Origin of the sequence: Algoriphagus sp. A40 (assembly GCF_002002735.1) — a bacterium.
In the GTDB taxonomy this organism is placed as follows: domain Bacteria; phylum Bacteroidota; class Bacteroidia; order Cytophagales; family Cyclobacteriaceae; genus Algoriphagus.
Map to the genome: position 1 here is coordinate 229,471 of NZ_MUNY01000042.1, position 15,953 is coordinate 245,423.

Below are 15,953 nucleotides of genomic sequence, written 5' to 3' on the forward strand. Positions count from 1 at the left end.
TATTTAAATGATTTTCTTAGTCAAATTTGATTGTGGATAAATAATGCGGGAACATCTCACGCCAAATGGGCCAGTCATGCTGCTTATTCTGCCTAACATCTAGCCAATGGGGTACTCCTTTTTGCTGAAGCACTCCGTGGAGTTTGAGGTTGGAATCGTAGCAAATGTCCCAATTGGAGGTTCCGAGGATGATTTTCATATTCCAAAGCTCATGATCCTGCAGGCCAGGAAGGTATTCAAGAGGACTGTTGTAAAAGATATCGTCATGGATATATCCGTCCATGAATGACCGGATGTCAAAAGCTCCGCTCATGCTAAACAGATGACTCACATACCCAGGGTGCCGAAAGGCAAAATTGGCTGCATGATATCCCCCAAAACTACATCCAGCCATTGCCACCTTGGCCACCGCGGTATTTAGCCGAATTCGTTCGACTAACTCATGACAGATCATTTTGTCAAAGGCCACATGATTCTGGATTCGTTGGTGAGGGTGAATTCCTTTGTGGTAAAAACTCTGCTTGTCATTGCTTTCCGGGCAGAAAATCTGAATCAGACCCTGTTCTACAAACCAATGTGCTGATCCGATCAGCCCCATGTCCCGATTTTCATGGAAGGATCCCATCGAGGTGGGAAAAAGCACGACAGGAAAACCTGAATGACCAAAAACCAGCATTTCAACATCCCTGTTCAGATGTGGGGAATGCCATTTAAAATGTTCTTCTTTCATAGTTAGATTTTGACCGAAAAATATGGATTGGTTCTGTTACCAAATACTAGTCAAAATTCAGTTAAAAGAAAAGAATCAAAAGGAAGCCTTTGTAAAGGAATAGTTAAATTCTTGCTTCTGCAGAATTTGCGGGAGAATATTTTCTAGCACTAACAACCAAGAAAAGTCCGATTAGAAGAACAAAAATCAGGATTCCGACCAGGACCCATTTGGTTGTAGTGAATCCGGAAGCTAAAACTGCAAGGATCTCATTTTGGACAGGATAAAGCTTTAAAATTCTAAGAACCAAGAGGTTTTCAAAGAAATCCATTACCAGGATAGAGACCGGTAACCAGGCTACTTTCTTGTTCTTCCAAAATTTTATAAGAATTCCGGAAAAAAGCAGGCAATAAACCGCCATATACGGCATATCTAAAGCCCAAACTCCAAACCTGTAAAGTTTTCTCTGATCCAAATCCAAATGACTTAAAGCCCCATAGGCCTCCTCCACCGAATAGGCGAATTTCAAATCCAATGCATATTCTTTGGGCATGAATGAGCTCAAAAGAATGTTGAACAAAAGAAAAAGACAAAACAGCAAAACGAGATTCTTCCCTTTGCTGAGAAATTGAAAAAGTAATTTCATATTTAAAAATTTCAGCTGCCCAAAAGTAACCACTAAGAAAAAAATGACAAAGGTTCCGGCCTTTTTATTTTTATTTTTTTAATGAAAAAATCCTAAAATCATTTTTCTAAATCAGTATACCACTCGGAATACATGGGATAATTTCTAGCCGTTCTAAGAATCACTTCCCTCATCTCAGGTCCGATCTCTTTCAGTTTTTTGGCTGGCATACCTCCATAGATAGAATTGGACTCGATGATTGTGCCTGCTAAAACTACAGCTCCTGCTGCAATGACCGAATCAGAATGCACCACCGCACCGTCCATCACTATGGCACCCATCCCGATTAATACCCGGTCATGAATCGTACATCCATGCACGATGGCATTGTGTGCGATTGATACCTGATTGCCAATATGAGTTGGAGCTTTTTGATAGGTACAATGGATCACAGCTCCATCCTGAATGTTTGTGTCATTGCCAATTCTGATTTCATGGACATCTCCCCGCACCACAGCATTAAACCAAACGGTACAGTTTTCCCCCATTACCACATCCCCTACCACAGTGGCATTGGGTGCCAGCCAGCATTTTTGTCCAAATTCCGGAGACTTGTCTCCCACCTTCATGATCAGTGCCATCGGCTGCTTTTTTTGTTGATTGAAAAAAATGTTTCCGAAAAGTAGAAATTTTAATTCTGACTTGAACTTTTTGAAACAGTTTCAGTTTACATGTATATACACACAATAATTCCATTCAATCCATCACAACAAAATGAAACTAACCAAACAAATCGGTCTCTTTGTGGCCGTTACAATGATTGCCTTCGCATGTGGGGCACCAAGTGGAACCGTAGAAACCTCTGAAGCACAAGAAGTGGCAGCAGGAGAAGGAAAAACACTTTCCCTGAAGACCGGTTCTTCAACTATCGGATGGAGGGGCTACAAGCCCGGTGGCGAGCATTTTGGCAAGATCCCTGCCACACAAGGCACGGTGACAGTAGCAGGAAATGAAATTATAGGCGGAACTTTCACCTTCGACATCACCGGATTGAAGATCGAGGATTTACCTGCAGAGGACGAAAACTACGGCAAACTTTACGGTCACCTTCAGTCTCCGGATTTCTTCGATGCTGCAAATCATCCAACTGCAACATTCGAAATAACCGCAGTAGAGCCATTTAAGGCTGGAGATAGTATCGCTGACAAAGAAGAATTTTCTTCGGAGCATACTCCAAAGCACGACTCTGAACTGACTCCAGCAAATCCTACCCATTGGGTAAGCGGAAACCTTACCATGAGAGGCACCACCAAAAACATCAAGTTTCCGGCCGCTATCAACTTGGCTAATGGATCAGTGACTGCCAAAGCAGGATTTAACATCGACAGAACCGCTTGGGGCCTGATGTATGGTGATGAATCAGGTGCTGCCGACAAAGCCAAAGACCAGTTCATCTACAATACCGTTTCTCTGGTATTGGATGTCAATGCCGAATAAAAATTAACTACCCGATGATTAAAGAGGGATTCTAAGGAATTCCTCTTTTTTTTGTTCTCAAATGAAAAACTACTCCCATTTTTATTCCTTCCCCAAAGCAAAACTACTCCCCCTTTTGCTACACTGGGGAGCTGGGAAATTTGACTTTTTGGCCTATTTCGAAGGGAATAGTCACGCCTATCCACGGGACCCGTTTGACAATTTGTTTTTTGCTGGGAATAAAGGGTTGCTGGAAAATGAATTGTTTGAAAACTCACTCCACAAAGAAAAAGTCGGTATTATAGGCTACGATTTCAAAAATCAGATTGAAAAGCTTGAAAGCAAAAACCCGGAGTTTTTTACGCTACCTGATCTTTGTTTCTTCGAACCAGAAATAGCATTTCAACTAACGGAATCCGGATTTTTCTCAAAAAACGGACTGCCCGATTCTTTACTTAAGGAACTTGAAACTTTTGAAATTCCCGAAAAAGGAAATCCCATTTGTTCAGTTTCACCACAAATCCCAAGGGAAATTTATCTGGAAAAAATCAAAATCATCCAGAATGAGATCCGGGAAGGCAATACTTACGAAGCCAATTTTTGCCAGGCTTTTTCTGGTGAATTTGAGTCCTGGGATCCCATCTCTGCCTATCTCAGGCTTAATGAGTTGTCCAAAATGCCATTTTCGGGACTATTTAAAGCAAAAAACAAATGGCTGGTTTCGGCCTCACCTGAGCGGTTTTTGAAAAAATCAGGTCAGCAGCTCATCGCCCAACCGATCAAAGGAACCGTTCAAAGAGGCAGAAATGAGGAGGAGGATACGGCCAATCGAGAAATCCTCTTATCGAGTGAAAAGGAACGAGCCGAAAACCTAATGATCACTGATCTCACCCGTAATGATTTGGCTAGGGTTTCAAAAACCGGATCAGTCAGGGTGGAGGAACTTTTCGGGATTTATCCTCTACCAAGGGTTTTTCAGATGATCAGTACGGTAAGTTCGGAGGTCAAACCCGATATCACCTTTCGCGAAATCATCCAGGCCTCTTTCCCGATGGGCAGTATGACCGGAGCACCAAAGATCAGCACCATGGAAATTATCGAACGAGAGGAAAGTTTTCGTAGAGGATGGTTTTCTGGTGCATTCGGCTGGATCGATGAAGATGGGAATTTTGATTTTTCCGTGGTGATTCGATCCATCATTGCTGATTTGGAGGCAAAAAAGCTCTATTTTGGAGTGGGCAGCGCGATTACAATAGACGCCTCAGCTGAGCAGGAATACGAGGAATGCGCGCTGAAAGCCCAAGCCATTTTGGAATTGCTCAGTGGAAAATAACCAGGAAAACTCTCCTCCCATTCGAAAAATCATCCACGTGGATATGGATGCATTTTATGCTTCGGTAGAGCAGCTGGATCATCCGGAATGGCGGGGAAAACCCCTGGTTGTCGGAGGGAATGAAGCCCGTGGAGTGATTGCTGCAGCAAGCTATGAAGCCAGAAAGTATGGGATTTATTCGGCAATGTCCTCGGCGCTTGCTGCTAAGAAATACCCTCAATTGATTTTTGCCAGACCGAGATTTGAGCGATACAAGGAAATTTCACTTCAGATCAGGGAGATTTTTTATGAATACACTGACTTGGTCGAACCGCTTTCTTTGGATGAAGCATTTCTGGATGTGACCGAAAACAAAGCCGGAATTAAGTCTGCCATCCTGATTGCCAAGCAAATCCGGGCCAAGATCAAAGAGAAAACAGGACTCAATGCCTCGGCCGGTGTCAGCTACAATAAGTTTTTGGCAAAAACCGCCTCAGACTTAAATAAGCCAAACGGTCAGGCGGTGATTTTGCCTGAGGATGCGGAAGTATTTTTGGAAAAGCTGCCCATCGGGAAATTTTTCGGGATCGGAAAGGTGACTGCTGAAAAAATGCAAAAGCTAGGTATTCATACCGGAAAGGATCTGAAAGAATATTCCTTGCAGTTTCTCACCAAGAAATTCGGAAAATCCGGCTTACACTACTTCAATATTGTGCGGGGAATCCACCTGTCTGAAGTCCAACCACATCGAGCCAGAAAGTCGCTCAGCGCAGAAAACACCTTTGAAAAAGACCTGATCACACTTCCAGAAATGGAAGAAAATCTCTTTCCCATTTTTGAGGAGGTGATTCGAAGGATCGAAAAAAGTGGAATAAAAGGCCGGACAGTGACTTTGAAAATTAAACATTCTGACTTTACACTTCAGACCCGCAGCAGAACTCTTGAACAGTATCCTGATAAAGATACTTTTTGGGAAATAGCCCTAGAATTACTCCATCAAGAAGAAATTCTGAAACCCGTTCGACTATTGGGGCTTGGGTTGTCCAACCTGAATATTACCGAAGAACAGGTTCATTTTGGAGAGCAGTTGAAGATTCCTTTTGAACTAGAGTAGGTCCTTTTCCATTTTCCGGAATAATTCCAACCGGTTTTCTGCCATTTTGTCCGCATTTTCGTAATTTTGCAACCTCATTGAATCCTTTTGGGTTTGTTAGACTTCAAACCTGAGTGATTACCCCAATAGACAAGAAAATTCCAGTTCATGGATCTGATTAAAGATATTGACATTATTACTGCAGAGGAGGCCCAAGCCTGTGATTTCAAAACAACTGCTGACGAAAACACCGGTAAATCCAAAAAACTATACATCGAAAGCTACGGCTGTCAGATGAATTTTTCCGACTCGGAAATTGTCGCTTCCATCATGAAGGAAAGTGGTTTTGATACGACTTCCGACTTTGAGCAAGCCGACGTGATCTTTTTGAATACCTGCTCAATCCGGGAGAAAGCAGAGCAAACCGTCAGAAAACGCCTCAGCCAATTTCAAACAGCCAAAAAGAATAAGCCTGAGCTGACCATCGGCGTGCTCGGCTGTATGGCGGAGCGATTGAAAGAGAATCTTTTGACTGAAGAAAAAATCGTGGACGTGGTCGTAGGACCGGATGCCTATCGTGACTTGCCAAACTTGATTTCTGCAGCAGAAGAAGGTGAAAAAGGTGTCAATACTTTCCTTTCCCGTGAAGAAACTTACGCAGACATTGCTCCTGTGAGGTTGAACTCTAACGGGGTTACTGCCTTCATCTCGATTATGCGAGGTTGCGACAACATGTGTTCGTTTTGTGTGGTGCCTTTTACCCGTGGCCGTGAAAGAAGTCGTGATCCTCATTCCATCTTGGCAGAAGCTCAGGATTTGTTTGCAAAAGGATACAAAGAAGTGACACTTCTGGGTCAAAACGTGGATAGCTACAAGTGGTCTCCCGAGGAAAACAACAAAGCCCGGCTGAATAAAAAAGAAGACGAAGTCACTGAGGTAGTCAACTTTGCCAATCTTTTGGAAATGGTCGCTCAAGTCAGCCCTTACCTAAGAGTTCGCTTTTCTACTTCGCACCCCAAGGACATCACAGATGAAGTTTTGTACACGATCAAAAAGTACGATAACATCTGCAACTACATTCATCTTCCAGTCCAAAGCGGCAACAGTCGGGTTTTGGACCTGATGAACCGAACCTATGATCGGGAATGGTACCTCAACCGCGTAAAAGCTATCCGCGAAATCCTCGGTGAGGAATGCGGGATTTCTTCTGATATGATTACTGGATTCTGCACCGAAACTGAAGAAGAGCATCAGGACACCCTGTCTTTGATGGAGATCGTGAAATACGATTTCTCATACATGTTCTTCTATTCGGAGCGTCCTGGAACTTTGGCTGCAAAGAAATTTGAAGACGATATTCCCCTTGAAACCAAAAAAAGAAGACTCGCCGAAATCATCGCCAAGCAGGGCGAATTGTCCTTTGAAAGAAACAAACTCGACCTCTATCAGGAACAACTCATTCTGATCGAAGGAACAGCGAAGAAATCCGATCAACAGCTGAAGGGTCGAAATTCAGCCAATAAAGTGGTCATCATCCCTGCTGACAAAGCAAAAAAAGGCGATTATGTGCGAGTGCGAATTTCGGAAGTATCTCAGGCTACTTTATTCGGTGAGGTATTGGAAGTTAATCCGGTCTTGGCATGATTACACCCCAGGAAATTCAAAGCGTCAAGCAGCGATTCGGAATCATTGGAAATAGTCCCCTGCTCAACCAGGCCATTTTGGTTGCAATGCAAGCCTCTCCTACCGACATGACGGTGCTAATTACTGGGGAAAGCGGAAGCGGAAAGGAAAGTTTTTCCAAGATTATTCACTCTCTTTCTCTAAGAAAGCATGGGAAATTCATCGCGATCAACTGCGGTGCCATCCCCGAAGGAACGATAGATTCGGAGCTTTTTGGTCACGAAAAAGGATCTTTTACAGGTGCTCACGAAGCCCGAAAAGGTTACTTTGAGGTGACGGACGGAGGTTCCATATTTCTTGATGAAATCGGTGAGATGCCACTGGGAACTCAAGCCCGCTTGCTCCGCGTCCTTGAAAATGGAGAATTCATTAAAGTAGGTTCCTCGAAAGTTCAAAAGACAAATGTTCGGGTCATCACCGCGACCAACGTCAATTTGCTCAAGGCTGTGGAAAAAGGAAAGTTTCGGGAAGATCTCTATTACCGACTGAATACGGTGCCAATTTATGTTCCCCCATTGCGTGAGCGCGGTGAAGATGTAGTGCTGTTGTTCCGCAAATTCACCGGGGATTTTTCGGAAAAGTATAAAGTCAGACCTATCAGTCTTGACTCTGAAGCACAAACAGCTTTGATGCGCTATGCCTTTCCGGGCAATATCCGCCAGCTAAAAAATATTGCAGAGCAGATTTCCCTGTTGGAAGAAAACAGGGAAGTTAATGCTCCGACCTTGGCCAAGTATCTCCCTGCGGATGCTGCCAGACTCCCGATGGCTTTGGGTTCAGGAGGATCGGATCATTCTGAATTTTCTGAACGGGATTTACTTTACAAAGTCCTTTTCGATATGAAAAAGGACATGAATGACCTCAAAAAACTGGTTCTGGAATCCTACCAAAACGGAGGAATCAATTCCAATATTATGCAGAAACATCAAGGGCTTTTCGAAGACCTTGATTCAGGTTTTTCCCAAAAAGAAGCAGTGGAAAGTGGATCATCTTTCCAGGTTCCTTTGGTTTTGGAAGCCCAGAAAAATGCTTCCATGAACAATGAAGATTACGAAGAGGACGTTATTGAGGACATTGTTCACGAAGAAGATGACAATTCGCTTTCTCTGGAAAAAAAGGAAAAAGAGATGATCCTCAAAGCCCTCCGAAAGCACAATAACAAAAGAAAATACGCGGCAAGTGATTTGGGGATTTCTGAGCGGACGCTTTATCGAAAGATCAAACAGTATGAAATTGAATAGGCGTTTTGTTTCATTACTGACTTTGGTTTTGCTGGGTTTGCAGGCCTGTTCGGTCAAGTACAGCTTCACCGGTACCAACATCAATTACGAATTGGTGAAGACGTTTTCGGTCGAAAACTTCTTCAACGATTCCGGTGGAGGTCCTGCCAACATGGAGCAGCGATTTACAGAAGCCATCAAAGAGTATTATCAACGGAACACCCAGCTTGAACTGGTCCGGACAAATGGCGATTTGCAGTTTGCGGGTGCAATCAGCAGGTATTCTCTGACGCCACAAGCGGCAGTTTCCAGCGGTGACCCTAATCTTCCTGATCGAGCCGGCCAAATGCGGCTGACTATTTCCGTTGATGTGGATTACATCAACCTTAGCAATGAAGAGGAAAATAAAAAGCAGACCTTTTCCTTCTTCAAAGACTACGATCCACGCAACGTCACCTTGCTGGATGTGGAAAATCAGCTGGTAGAGGAAATTTTCGAAGTAATCATCCAGGATATTTTCACCGCTACAGTAGCCAACTGGTAATTTTGCTATATTCAATCCAAAACCCGGAAAGTGAACGCAACCCAATTCCTTGACTTAATCCAAAAGGCTGACAGGCTTGAAAAAGCCGATTTTCTTCAGCTCAAGAAAGTGCAGGAGAATTTCCCCTACTTCCAGATTCCGCATGTGTTAGCTGCGCGGTATGAATTTTTGAAAAGTGATGGAAAAAAGAGTCAGTTGCTGGCGCAGGCTGCAATTACAAGCCCGAATAGGATTTGGCTGAAAAAACTGATTGAAAAGCCGGTTTCCGAGGGTTTTCATACTTCCCAAATCAAGGTAGACTTTCTTCCGGAGGATACTGAAAACGGCCAAAATCCTGCAAAACGCACCGAATCCCTCAAGAATCTGGGGATGCAACTTAAAGGTTTGACTCCGGAAAATGATGAACCAAAAACCGAACCCGCCAAGCGAAAAAAACGCCCCGTTCACAAAGATGATCTGATCGAAACCATCAAGCGGAGAGAAAAGCGAGTAATCGTGGACACTAAGCAAAAAGAGCAGATCGATATGATCAAAGCTTTCAGCAAAAAGGAATTCAAACTGGCCACGATAAAAGAAATCGAAGCCAATCAAAATACCGAAAACCTGGCTGAGTCCAGCACCAAACTCCACGACAACCTTATGTCAGAGTCATTTGCCAGGATTTTGATCAATCAGGGAAAAAAAACCATGGCCCAGGAAATTTATGAGAAGTTGATTTTGAAGTTTCCGGAGAAAAGGGCTTACTTTGCGGACTTAATTGAAAAACTGAAAGAATAATTAACCTCATATGTTTACAGTATTGATTACTATTATTTTGATTTTGGCAGTGTTGCTGATCCTGGTGATCTTGGGCCAAAATTCAAAAGGCGGTGCCGGCGCGGCATTTGGAGGCAGTGCTTCCCAGATTATGGGAGTGACCCGTACAGGAAATGTCCTGGAAAAGGCCACCTGGGTTTTGGCAGTGTCTATTCTGGTTTTGTCTTTGGCATCTTCAGCGTTCTACACCAGCAGCCAACCAAACCAGTTTTCTTCTCCAAACATTGAAAGCGCGAAGCAGCAGGTAGTTGCTCCGGCATTCGGAGAGCCAAGCCTTCAGCCTGCCACAGACACCACTTCAACTCCAGAAGCAGATACCACAGGAAATTAATCCTTCTATTAAATCCAAAGAAAAAAATCCCGCCGAAAGCGGGATTTTTTCATTTTATCTGCTGCAAAACCAAGCGCTTGGATATAGGAATCAAGGTTTCTTCAATAGGAACACAATGGGGACTATGAAGCCTCCAAGTAGCCGGATTGGGCAGTTCTTTGACCTCACGGATCAGTTGCATTTTTAGCTTTTCAAGGGTATTCACCAAAGTCTTCTGAAAAATCCCGACCAGCCAAAAACTGATACTCCGGAATTTTTCACCAGCCATCTGAAGGAAATTTGATTTGTACCGAAATGCATGAATATCAGAACGGGATTCCTGAGTAATCAGGATATATCCTTCCCGATTGTAGATCGGCTGGATTCCCACCGGTTCAAATTCAACTTGCTCCTCCACAAAATTGTAAATGGATTTTCCATCCTCAATCTGAGAGGCAATTCTAGGCAAAGCATATTCAGTGATTTGGGAAATTTCCTTCATTATCTCCCCGTCTTCTACCTTAGGTTCGAATTGGAGTTGAGCATTTTGAAGGTCAATTCCATTGAGAGCTTTGGGAAACAACTTGCTCAATTCGGTTTTGCCTGAAATCAATTCATGCAAAACCCGATGATGATCGATCAGGTCTGACAGCATTGGATACAATTTGACAGCCTGAAACTCCCTATCGGCTTCCTGCAAATAAGCCAGCAATTGATACTTCTTGTACTCGAAATCGATCAGCCCTTCGGTGATCCAGTTCTTTGGTAATGTTTTCATAGGTGAAAATGGTTTGACATAAAATACGGAATTCTGACATTTTTTACATGTTTATGAGAAAATTTGACAGGCTTTTTTGACAAAAATGTAAGCCAGTGACGGAAAAATGCAGAGCAATTACAGCCGATTTGTCAGCCTTTTTGGCAAAAAGACCCTTGGCACAGGAAGTGCTAATAGGGCAATAGCGTTTTAATCTAAAATCTAACCTTAAACAATTTAATACTATGTCAAACGTAAGCATCAAACCTCTTGCAGACCGAGTTTTGGTACAACCAGCTGCAGCAGAAGAGAAAACTGCTTCGGGACTTTATATCCCGGACACTGCCAAAGAAAAACCTCAAAAAGGAACTGTAGTAGCAGTAGGCAACGGTAAAAAAGATGAGCCCTTGACTGTAAAAGTGGGAGACACTGTTTTGTACGGAAAATATTCCGGTACCGAACTTAGCGTAGAAGGTAAAGATTTCTTGATCATGAGAGAGTCTGACATCTTCGCTATTCTTTAATCAACCAATCAAAATCAACAACTGAAAACTTAAAATACCATGGCAAAACAATTGTTTTTCGATACTGATGCTAGAGACCGTCTGAAAAAAGGCGTGGATGCATTGGCAGACGCAGTAAAAGTAACTTTGGGACCTAAAGGTCGAAATGTCATCATTGACAAAAAATTCGGAGCTCCTATGATCACCAAAGATGGTGTGTCCGTAGCTAAAGAGATCGAATTGTCTGAGCCAATCGAAAACATGGGCGCCCAGCTTGTGAAAGAAGTAGCTTCTAAAACCGCAGATAATGCAGGTGACGGAACTACTACTGCCACAGTTTTGGCTCAGTCTATTTTCAACGTTGGAATCAAAAACGTAGCTGCCGGTGCAAACCCAATGGACCTCAAAAGAGGTATTGACAAGGCTGTAGCTGCAGTTGTAGCCAGATTGAAGGAAAACTCCCAACCAATCACTACTTCTAAAGAGATCGCTCAAGTTGCCACTGTATCTGCCAACAACGATGAAGAAATCGGTAAGATGATTTCTGACGCGATGGACAAAGTAGGAAAAGACGGTGTCATCACTGTTGAAGAAGCAAAAGGAACTGAAACTGACGTAAAAACTGTAGAAGGTATGCAGTTTGACAGAGGTTACCTTTCTCCATACTTTGTGACCAACACTGAGAAAATGGAAGCAGAATTGGATCAGCCTTTCATTTTGATCTACGACAAGAAGATTTCTTCTATGAAGGAATTGCTTCCAGTTCTTGAGCCAGTAGCACAGTCAGGCAAGCCATTGTTGATCATCTCCGAAGATGTAGACGGCGAAGCTTTGGCGACATTGGTTGTGAACAAAATCAGAGGTGCTTTGAAAGTAGCTGCTGTAAAAGCTCCGGGCTTCGGAGACAGAAGAAAAGCAATGTTGGAAGACATCGCTATTTTGACTGGCGGAACAGTAATTTCTGAAGAAAGAGGTTTCAAATTGGAGAATGCTACTCCAGACATGCTTGGAAGAGCAGAGAAAATCAACATCGATAAGGACAACACGACCATCGTAAATGGTGCCGGTGATCCAGCTGCAATCAAAGGCAGAATTGCTGAGATTAAAGCCCAAATCGACAAAACTACCTCTGACTATGACAGAGAAAAACTTCAGGAAAGACTTGCCAAATTGTCTGGCGGTGTAGCAATCCTTTACATTGGTGCTGCTACTGAAGTAGAGATGAAAGAGAAGAAAGATCGTGTAGATGATGCATTGCACGCTACAAGAGCTGCCGTACAAGAAGGAGTTGTTGTAGGTGGTGGTGTTGCTCTGGTAAGAGCTGCTGACGCACTTGCAACACTTAAAGGCGAGAATGAAGATCAGGACACTGGTATCAACATCATCCGTCTGGCGATCGAATCTCCATTGAGAACTATCGTTTCCAACGCTGGTGGCGAGCCTTCTGTAGTGATAAACAAGATCAGAGAAAACAAAGGAAACTACGGTTACAACGCTAGAACAGATGTCTATGAAGATCTGTTTAAGGCAGGGGTTATCGATCCAACTAAAGTGACTCGATTGGCTCTTGAAAATGCCGCTTCTATCGCAGCGTTGTTGTTGACTACCGAATGTGTAGTTGCAGACGTGAAAGAAGACTCACCATCTATGCCTGCCATGGGTGGCGGACATGGAATGGGTGGCATGATGTAATCCAAATTCCATCAAAATTGAAAGGAGGTCCAATGGGCCTCCTTTTTTATTTACCTGATTTATAGGGTTTGTATGGTTACCAAAATAAAAACAGCGCAAAACCTTTCTTAGGCAATTGGAATAATTGTATTTTGGTATAATTGCACGACTTAACACCCGATATCAAATTTTAATGGTTCGCTTTGATGCTGTTTTTTTAGTAGACGATGACCCCATCAATAACCTGATCAATAGGCGACTCTTGGGCAAAACTGGCATTAGTGATCGGATTGAGGAGTTTTTGGGGGGAGAAGATGCACTTGAAAAAATCAATGAGCTAAAACCGGAGGACAGCCTGATTATTTTTTTGGACATCAATATGCCTGTATTAAATGGCTGGGAATTTTTAAACAAATATCTGGATACCTATTCACATCGGAATGATAAAATAATTATCCTTTCGAGCTCCATCGACTTTCTGGACAGACAAAAAGCAAATGGATATCCAATCGTTTCTGGTTTCCTGGAGAAGCCTTTGACTCTGGAAAAGATCAGCAGTCAAATGGAACAGTATACCTGAGTTACATTAGTCCATTACCTTATCCAGCCGCTGCCAGATATCCCTCATCATCAAAAATGGCACAAGCGCATCGCCCCCTGAACTTCCCATTCTGACTATTACGAGATTCTGGGAAGGAATAACCATCAAAAACTGTCCGTTTTTTCCCATCGCCTGATACATATCAGCCGGGGCTTGAGGAATTAAAGAACCGGGAATTACAGTCTGAGGTCCTGGAACCATATAAGAAGCTTTACCATTCAGCCAGGTCAGGTATCCATAGCTCAGATTTAAATTCTGGGAAGTTTGGGACATTTTTTCAAAAAAATCCCCTGACCAAATGGCTGTTCCATTCCAGTTTCCCTCTGCAAGCATCAGCAATCCAAACCGTGCAAAAGATCTTGCATCAGAATAGAAGACATTGTTCAATCCGGTTTGTTGCCAAAAACCCTTCATTCCAATTTTGTCACCCAATTTTTCTTTGAAATAGCTTTGATAATCCTTGCCTGTCGCCTTGACTACCACCTTCTCCAGCAAAGTGTATGTAGCATTGTGGTAACTCCAGCGGGTACTAGGCTTTGCAAGGTATTTCAGATTTTCAGGAGCTGGATCATCCAGATTTTCAACCTTATCGTCAATTCCAGTTGTCAAATTGATGTGATGAATCAAGCGGATATCTCGTTCCTGATTTAAAGACATTGAAGTCCAGCCTTCTCCTAAATACTTTTGGGTTCGGTCATCGATGTCCAGCAGCTTTTCCTGTTGTGCAATCCCGACCAAAGTCGCTGTGAGGGTTTTTCCAGCGGAGGCCCAATACCAATAGGAGTTTTGGTCCATCTCTCCTACTCCAGTCAACTTGGCACCCCAATATTCCTCCACCACAATTTTCCCGTCTTTCAAAATGATAAAAGCCCGCGTGTCCTGAGTAGGCAACCAGGCAAGCAATTCAGCCAGTTCGGTCTGATTCCATCCCAATTCAGCTATTGGCTTTTCCTCCCAAACAGAGGATTCATTTGGAGGAAAATAAAGATCGGACGCTGGGTTTGGTGCGGGCTTTTGTGCCTCTGCGCAACTGAAAGCAAGAAAAGCCCAGCATCCAAGTACTATTTTGAACAAAGTGAAAAGTCGAAAGAAAGGAAGGCCGGACTTCATGGATTATTTTCTTAGAGTGCCTTCAATGAATTTCTTCAAATCCTCACGGAAAAGTTTTGCCGAAGGCAAATGGGTGTACATCATGTGACCTGCCTCGTAATACGTCATGATGATCCGATCAGTGGCGGACTTGGGCAGGTCAATATGAGAAATCGAGTGCTCGACCCCATGAAAAACAGTAGCCAAATCATAATACCCATTCATAATCAGAATTTTGACATTCGGGTCTTTACTCAAGGCATCAGTCATTTCCGGAACGGTGGTCACCGCGGCATCGGCTCCCCAGTAGTTGTTGCCCTGATGCTTCCAGTCCCACTTAAATCCCTCTTTTGAATAGGCCGAAGTGGCATAAAGCAAGTCCTTGCTTACCCCCAGGCTACCGTGAAAGTAGTCCAAAAAGCCCATCGTGTAAGCTGGTGAAATTGCATCACTTTGAGGATCTGTGAATGAATTCATAGACATAGGATCAATATTGATCCCCTTGTATCTGGAATCCAACCGGCCTACAGTCTCGCCACCGGAGCGAAGAAGCTCCTGAAAGTACTCTCCCGAATTGAGTTTGAGGTCTGCTCTTTTCCAAACTTCCAAGGAAATCCCGGTGTAATCCTGAAGCTTTTGTGCCACTGCATTTTTCTCTTCTTCCGAAATTCTGTTTCCTTTATAGAGGGCGGGAGCATAATGATTTTCAGTAAAGTTTCTCACTTCCTGAACAAAAGTCGGCAAGTCTGAACTCTTATTTGCCAATTTATCATGGTACCAGCTTGTAGCCGCCATGGTCGGCAGGTAAACGATGTAAGGCAAGTCTTCGTTCGGAGCAAAAAAGAGGGTACGCAAATCAAACACCGCCGAAACCATAATTACTCCATTGAGCGCATAGCCATTTCCAAGTAGGTAGCTCATCACTCCCGCATTTCTAAAAGTTCCGTAGCTTTCACCGAGAATGTATTTTGGGGAATTCAGACGGTCGTGGGCCTTCAGAAACTGCATAATAAACAAGCTAATGCTTCTGATATCCTGATCTACGCCCCAAAAATCAGCTCCTTTTGCCTCCCCTATCGGAACACTTAATCCAGTCCCCACTGGATCCATCATTACAACATCTGCTACATCCAGGATCGAAAATTCATTGTTCACCAACTCATAAGGTGCCGCTTGATTGTAATTTGGGTCGTCAACTACAATTCGTTTGGGGCCCATGATTCCCATGTGAAGCCAATAGGAGGAGGAACCCGGACCTCCATTGTATGCAAAAACTATGGGACGGTTTTTCTCTGGGTTTTCTTTGAAATAAGCCGTAAAACCAAACAGCGCGATAGGCTTGTTGTTTTCGTCTTTGAGCTCCATCGTTCCTGCTTTTGCGTTGAGGCTGATGGTCTTCCCATCAATCGTGACAGACTGCTTGGATTCAAAAACCTGGGCTGTCGGCTGAGGGGCCGGAGTCTGCTCTTTTTTCTCCTGAGCCATCGAAACACTTCCTAAAAATAGGAAAACAAGTAAAAATCGGACTTTCATACTGCTGAGAT

At 43.4% G+C, this 15,953-nt stretch carries 17 protein-coding genes; 11 read left to right on the forward strand and 6 right to left on the reverse strand.

All coding sequences use genetic code 11. From position 1 onward, the window contains the following. Positions 1–16: 16 nt before the first annotated feature. From B0E43_RS27325 to B0E43_RS27335, 3 genes are all read right to left on the reverse strand, one after another. Positions 17–730 carry an esterase family protein gene (locus B0E43_RS27325; RefSeq protein ID WP_077347718.1) on the reverse strand — a complete coding sequence of 238 codons (714 nt, stop codon included), beginning with the start codon at positions 728–730 and terminating at the stop codon, positions 17–19. A gap of 103 nt (positions 731–833) precedes the next feature. Then, positions 834–1,355: a hypothetical protein gene (locus B0E43_RS27330; RefSeq protein WP_077347720.1), complete on the reverse strand. Its 522-nt coding sequence runs from the start codon at positions 1,353–1,355 to the stop codon at positions 834–836. Positions 1,356–1,453: 98 nt separating this feature from the next. Beyond that, the gene (locus B0E43_RS27335; protein WP_077347722.1) at positions 1,454–1,975 is read right to left on the reverse strand and encodes a gamma carbonic anhydrase family protein; all 522 of its coding nucleotides are present in this window, start codon (positions 1,973–1,975) and stop codon (positions 1,454–1,456) included. A gap of 133 nt (positions 1,976–2,108) precedes the next feature. Between B0E43_RS27335 and B0E43_RS27340 the strand changes: the two genes are divergently transcribed. From B0E43_RS27340 to secG, 8 genes are all read left to right on the forward strand, one after another. Further along, the gene (locus tag B0E43_RS27340) at positions 2,109–2,831 is read left to right on the forward strand and encodes a YceI family protein (protein WP_077347724.1); all 723 of its coding nucleotides are present in this window, start codon (positions 2,109–2,111) and stop codon (positions 2,829–2,831) included. A gap of 61 nt (positions 2,832–2,892) precedes the next feature. Then, the gene (locus B0E43_RS27345; protein WP_077347726.1) at positions 2,893–4,143 is read left to right on the forward strand and encodes an anthranilate synthase component I family protein; all 1,251 of its coding nucleotides are present in this window, start codon (positions 2,893–2,895) and stop codon (positions 4,141–4,143) included. After that, positions 4,133–5,236 carry a DNA polymerase IV gene (gene dinB / locus B0E43_RS27350; protein ID WP_077347728.1) on the forward strand — a complete coding sequence of 368 codons (1,104 nt, stop codon included), beginning with the start codon at positions 4,133–4,135 and terminating at the stop codon, positions 5,234–5,236. The genes B0E43_RS27345 and dinB overlap by 11 nt, the downstream gene beginning before the upstream one ends. A 147-nt stretch (positions 5,237–5,383) precedes the next feature. Continuing rightward, positions 5,384–6,859: a tRNA (N6-isopentenyl adenosine(37)-C2)-methylthiotransferase MiaB gene (miaB, locus tag B0E43_RS27355; protein ID WP_077347730.1), complete on the forward strand. Its 1,476-nt coding sequence runs from the start codon at positions 5,384–5,386 to the stop codon at positions 6,857–6,859. Beyond that, positions 6,856–8,139: a sigma-54-dependent Fis family transcriptional regulator gene (locus B0E43_RS27360; protein ID WP_077347732.1), complete on the forward strand. Its 1,284-nt coding sequence runs from the start codon at positions 6,856–6,858 to the stop codon at positions 8,137–8,139. Before miaB ends, B0E43_RS27360 begins: the two co-directional genes overlap by 4 nt. Beyond that, positions 8,126–8,662, forward strand: coding sequence for an LPS assembly lipoprotein LptE (gene lptE, locus B0E43_RS27365; RefSeq protein ID WP_077347734.1), 537 nt, complete (start codon positions 8,126–8,128; stop codon positions 8,660–8,662). Before B0E43_RS27360 ends, lptE begins: the two co-directional genes overlap by 14 nt. Positions 8,663–8,692: 30 nt before the next feature. Next, the gene (locus B0E43_RS27370; protein WP_077347736.1) at positions 8,693–9,439 is read left to right on the forward strand and encodes a hypothetical protein; all 747 of its coding nucleotides are present in this window, start codon (positions 8,693–8,695) and stop codon (positions 9,437–9,439) included. Positions 9,440–9,449: 10 nt separating this feature from the next. Further along, positions 9,450–9,809, forward strand: a complete 360-nt coding sequence (gene secG / locus B0E43_RS27375; protein ID WP_077347738.1) for a preprotein translocase subunit SecG — start codon at positions 9,450–9,452, stop codon at positions 9,807–9,809. A gap of 49 nt (positions 9,810–9,858) precedes the next feature. Here the strand turns inward: secG and B0E43_RS27380 are convergent, their stop codons facing one another. Beyond that, entirely contained in the window at positions 9,859–10,566 is a 708-nt protein-coding gene (locus B0E43_RS27380) for a hypothetical protein (protein WP_077347740.1), read from the reverse strand. A gap of 224 nt (positions 10,567–10,790) precedes the next feature. Between B0E43_RS27380 and groES the strand changes: the two genes are divergently transcribed. The 3 genes from groES to B0E43_RS27395 all read left to right on the forward strand — a co-directional run bounded on the left by groES (position 10,791) and on the right by B0E43_RS27395 (position 13,299). Further along, on the forward strand, positions 10,791–11,069 hold the full coding sequence (groES, locus tag B0E43_RS27385; protein ID WP_077347742.1) for a co-chaperone GroES: 279 nt from the start codon (positions 10,791–10,793) through the stop codon (positions 11,067–11,069). Between the two features lie 39 nt (positions 11,070–11,108). Then, a complete protein-coding gene (gene groL, locus B0E43_RS27390) occupies positions 11,109–12,740 on the forward strand; it encodes a chaperonin GroEL (RefSeq protein ID WP_077347744.1) in 1,632 nt (543 codons plus the stop codon). A 172-nt stretch (positions 12,741–12,912) separates the two neighbouring features. Next, positions 12,913–13,299, forward strand: coding sequence for a response regulator (locus tag B0E43_RS27395; protein ID WP_077347746.1), 387 nt, complete (start codon positions 12,913–12,915; stop codon positions 13,297–13,299). Between the two features lie 6 nt (positions 13,300–13,305). Here B0E43_RS27395 and B0E43_RS27400 read toward each other — a convergent pair whose 3' ends face one another. Continuing rightward, entirely contained in the window at positions 13,306–14,430 is a 1,125-nt protein-coding gene (locus B0E43_RS27400) for a serine hydrolase (RefSeq protein ID WP_077347748.1), read from the reverse strand. 3 nt (positions 14,431–14,433) lie between these two features. Beyond that, on the reverse strand, positions 14,434–15,942 hold the full coding sequence (locus B0E43_RS27405) for a S10 family peptidase (protein ID WP_077347750.1): 1,509 nt from the start codon (positions 15,940–15,942) through the stop codon (positions 14,434–14,436). Positions 15,943–15,953 lie beyond the last annotated feature (11 nt).